The organism is Streptomyces sp. BoleA5, from assembly GCF_000373665.1.
In the GTDB taxonomy this organism is placed as follows: domain Bacteria; phylum Actinomycetota; class Actinomycetes; order Streptomycetales; family Streptomycetaceae; genus Actinacidiphila.
Genome location: NZ_KB892149.1, coordinates 1 through 3,489, shown reverse-complemented (window position 1 = coordinate 3,489; position 3,489 = coordinate 1). Strand labels below are relative to the sequence as shown.

The window sequence follows — 3,489 nt, the reverse complement described above, 5'->3', positions numbered from 1 at the left end:
GGGCCATCGGCTGCGGCATCTTCCTGATCTGGCCGTCGATGTACACCGACGTCACCGACGTCTACCGGATCGGCCGGGGCGGGCGCATGCGCACGGACCTGGGCGGTGTCTACTTCAACGTCGTCTTCATACTGGCCCTGGCCGGCGGCTACTTCGTCACCGGGCAGTCCTTCTTCCTCGCCGCCATCTACCTGGCGCACTTCGAGATCATCGAGCAGCTGATGCCGGCCGTCCGGCTGGACGGCTACTACATCCTCGGCGACCTCGCCGGCGTCCCGGACCTCTTCGGCAAGATCAAGCCGATCCTGCGCAGCATGCTGCCGGGCCGCCCGGTGCCGCCCGAGGTCTCCGACCTCAAGCGCTCCGCCCGGATCATCGTCACCGTCTGGGTGCTGACGATGGTGCCCCTGCTGCTCGCCGAGCTCGGCTATGTGCTGTGGAACCTGCCGCGCCTGCTCGAGACGAGCCTGCGGTCCCTGGCCGAGCAGCTGACCGGGACCGGCTCCGCCTTCGCCGACGGCCAGTTCGCCGCCGGGGCGGTCGGGGTCATCGGGAGCCTCATGCTGCTCTTCCCGCTGGCCGGTGCGGCGTACCTGTCGGTGCGCCTCGGGGGCCGGCTCGTCCGCCACGTCGTCCGCGCCACGGAGGGGAATCTCCGGCTGAGGCTCCTCGTCGGCGGAGCCACGCTGGCCGGAGCTGCGGCGCTGTGCGCCGCGTGGGTGGGCGGGGTGACCCCCAAGCCGCTGCCGCCGCAGCCGCCGATCGCCCCCATCCTGCAACCGGGGGTGCCCGAGATCAGGCCCCCGCGCCCCGTCGCCCCCGCTCCGCTGCCGAGCCTCACCACACCCCCGGTGACCGTGGCCGCGGCCGAGCCGTCGGCGAGCGGGCCCTCGGCCTCACCCTCGGAGTCCGGTTCGGCCGACGCCTCCCCGTCGGCGAGCGGCAGTCCCTCCCCGGCCAGGTCGCCGAGCCCCCGGCCGACGCGCAGCGAACCGGAGCCGAGCAGCACCCGGACCACGGCCACGGCGGGGCCGAGCCCGTCCGCGAGTTCTCCGACCGCCTCGCCGTCGGACTCCGCGACGCCCTCGGAGCCCCCCGTCCCGAGCTTCACCGTGTCCTTCCCCGCGCCCCTGCCCACCTGACGCGGGCCGACGCTCTCCCTCCCACCGATATTCCTTCCATCCGTACAGGAGAAGTCCGTGACGCACCGAAAGCCCCGTACCAGCACGGTGGGCCGCCAGGCCGTCCGGCTGGGCATGCTGACCACCGCCGGCCTCGTCGCCCTCGCCACCGCGGCCCCGGCCGGCGCGGCACCGGGGTCGCGCATCCCCCGCAGCGTGGGCGCCGTCGTCGACGAGGCGCACACCCTCGCCAACCGGGCGCACCCGGTCCGGTACGACGAGGAGTTCTCGATCCACCAGTTCGGGCCGCTCGTCGCCGCCGCCGCGCACAACCGGGCGGTCGCCGCCTCCGTCGGCTGCTCGCCCTCCCGGCCGTGCCGTTCGATCGCCCTCTCCTTCCAGATCGTCACCACCTCCGGTGTCGACCTGCGGAGGATCAACGCCACGAACATCAGCCGGGCCGTCAACCAGCACTGCACCGGATGCCAGACCTTCGCGGGCGCCTACCAGTTCATCGTGGCGACCCCGCGGCCGCTCACCCTGAGCGCCCGCGACCGGAACCGGCTCGCCGACATCCGGCGCAGGGTGGCCGAGCTGCGGCGGTGCGGCGACCCGGTGCCGGAGATCGAGCGCCGCGCGGACGCCCTCGCCGCCGAGGTCAGGGCCGTCCTCGACCGGGCCGCGGCGGCGGTGCCGGCCGGAGCCGGCGCCAGCCCGCTGCGGGAGTTCCGGCCCACCGTGACCATGCACCGCCACGTCAGCTGACGCCCCCACCGCTTCCGGGCCGGGGGCGCGTCCCTCACCTCCCCAAACCCCCAGACGCGTCCCCGGCCCGGGACCACGACCGGCCTTCGGAGGCATGAAGTGCCCAGACGATACCCGCCCGAGCTGCGCCGCCAGGCCCTCGACCTGCTGGTCGCCGGCGAGCCCGTGAAGAAGGTCGCCCTGGACCTCGGCCTCGGGGACCAGACGATCTACCAGTGGCGGCGCACGCACCTGCCGCACCTGGGCAGGCCGCGGCGCTCGCCGGTGGGCGCCGCCGAGCTGAACGCGGCGCGCAGGCGCATCACCGAACTGGAGACCGAACTCGCCGTGCACCGAAGGGTGACAGAACTGCTGCGCGATGTGGTGTCCCCAAAAGGCGATTCGAGGCCGTGCAGGTGATGGCCGGGGAGGGTCTCCCGATCCGGACCGCGACGCGCGTCCTCGGCATCTCCGAATCGGGGTACTTCACCTGGCGCGGCCGGCCTCCCTCGGCCCGCTCCACCCGGCACCTGTGGCTGACCGACCTCATCGCCGCCATCCACTCCGCCTCGCGCGGCACCTTCGGGTACCGGCGCATCCACGAGGAGCTCACCCTGCGGCACGGCGTCACCGTCAGCCACGGCACCGTGGAGCTGCTCATGCGGCGTGCCGGGCTGCAGGGCCGCCCCGGCGTGCCCGACCGGCTCTGGGTGACGGACGCCGTCGAACTCGCCACCCGCCAGGGCCGACTGCTCTGCGTGATCGTGCTCGACGCCCACGCCCGCCGGCTGATGGGGTGGAGCACCGGCTCCGCACCGGCCGCCGCCGTGGCGGCGGACGCCCTGAGCAGGGCGGTGCTGCGGCAATCCGTCCACCCCGGACCCCGGCCCGAGGGGCGCTTCACCACGCTCGTCTTCACCGAACGCGCCCACGCCCGGGGGCTGGCACCCCCCACCGGTCTGGTCGCCGACCGGAACGACCACGCCGTGATCGGAGCCTTCTGGGCCCGGGCACGGACCGAACTCCTGGACCACCGCGAATGGCACAGCCGGCTCGACCTCACCACAGCCCTGTCCGACTACTTCGAGGGAATCCGAGCATGACCGTGCACCGACCGACGCCCCCGCTGCCGATCTCCTACCTGCTGCGCTCCCAGATCCGACCGGGTCAGACCCTGCCGCCCACCCAGGCGCACCAGGTCATGCTGCACTGCGCCCTCGACGCCGCCGGCGTCCCGGTCCGCCGCGACGACGCGGACGCGGTCGCCAGGATCGCCGAACTCGACTATGCCACCGTCAACGCGGTCATCGCGTGGTTGCGCGCCATCAGACCGGCGGCGTGCTGAATGTCCGGGACCACATCTCCGGGGCGCCTGCTGCCGCGCCTCGCGTACGGTCGCGCACTGCTCGGAGCGCCGGCGGCGCACCGCCTCGACCGGCCGCGGGCCGAGCCGATGACCTCGCCGTGCGGCCTGGACCGGAGCGGCTTCCCGCACCGCTGCCGCAGCGCGGGCGGCCTAGGAGCTGCGGAGGAGGGATTCGACGAGGGCGGTGACGTGTCGGCGGTCGGCTTCGGAGAGCTGCTGGACGCTGGCGATGAGGGTGGCGACCTCGGGGTCGGGGGT

General features: G+C 74.0%; 4 protein-coding genes and 1 pseudogene. All 5 read left to right on the top strand.

All coding sequences use genetic code 11. The features are described 5' to 3' along the window. Nucleotides 1–1,142 (top strand): annotated as a pseudogene (locus B085_RS44980) (hypothetical protein); the annotation flags it as partial. Nucleotides 1,143–1,199: 57 nt separating this feature from the next. After that, on the top strand, nucleotides 1,200–1,886 hold the full coding sequence (locus B085_RS0137000) for a hypothetical protein (protein ID WP_018563643.1): 687 nt from the start codon (nucleotides 1,200–1,202) through the stop codon (nucleotides 1,884–1,886). 99 nt (nucleotides 1,887–1,985) lie between these two features. Beyond that, nucleotides 1,986–2,285: a transposase gene (locus tag B085_RS0136995; protein WP_018563642.1), complete on the top strand. Its 300-nt coding sequence runs from the start codon at nucleotides 1,986–1,988 to the stop codon at nucleotides 2,283–2,285. Then, nucleotides 2,285–2,968: an IS3 family transposase gene (locus tag B085_RS44975; RefSeq protein ID WP_018563641.1), complete on the top strand. Its 684-nt coding sequence runs from the start codon at nucleotides 2,285–2,287 to the stop codon at nucleotides 2,966–2,968. The genes B085_RS0136995 and B085_RS44975 overlap by 1 nt, the downstream gene beginning before the upstream one ends. Further along, the gene (locus B085_RS0136985) at nucleotides 2,965–3,210 is read left to right on the top strand and encodes a hypothetical protein (protein WP_018563640.1); all 246 of its coding nucleotides are present in this window, start codon (nucleotides 2,965–2,967) and stop codon (nucleotides 3,208–3,210) included. The genes B085_RS44975 and B085_RS0136985 overlap by 4 nt, the downstream gene beginning before the upstream one ends. The last annotated feature ends 279 nt before the right edge of the window (nucleotides 3,211–3,489 follow it).

What these genes read in the sequence shown, in the direction of transcription:
- B085_RS44975 (WP_018563641.1), top strand. Translation starts at nt 2,285, where the DNA reads ATGGCCGGGGAGGGTCTCCCGATCCGGACCGCGACGCGCGTCCTCGGC.
- B085_RS0136985 (WP_018563640.1), top strand. Translation starts at nt 2,965, where the DNA reads ATGACCGTGCACCGACCGACGCCCCCGCTGCCGATCTCCTACCTGCTG.